Here is a 289-nt window from a genome sequence, read left to right as displayed (position 1 = left end):
TAACTCTTTGTTGTGAGGCTTCTTAAATGGCAAGATTGCATTTGGACAATTCTTTTCTATCCCTGCAAAACCTAAGTCTGCCAATAGGTTATGATCCTTCATTTTGATCTCGATTTGATCCCAAATCACTTTATCGTGTATTGACCCTATATAAGACGCACTGATAAACTCAATATAGCCATCCTGGTCAGTAATTGCCAGGTTTTTCATCGTATGTAATTTCTTCTTTCCACTGTAAAACTCCTTCTGATTATCAGGATCAACGTCTCTGACAACCTGCCTTTCGGTT

1 protein-coding gene is annotated in these 289 nt (G+C 38.1%); it reads right to left on the bottom strand.

The genetic code is table 11. The features are described from left to right. A partial coding sequence (locus AAOP42_RS00590) for a transposase family protein (RefSeq protein WP_349526507.1) occupies positions 1-289 on the bottom strand: 289 nt, incomplete at both ends.

It is taken from the genome of Reichenbachiella sp. MALMAid0571 (genome assembly GCF_040151475.1).
Lineage (GTDB): Bacteria > Bacteroidota > Bacteroidia > Cytophagales > Cyclobacteriaceae > CAXBNB01.
The sequence above is the reverse complement of the archived record's forward strand: the minus strand, read 5'-3'. Positions and strand labels throughout refer to the sequence as shown.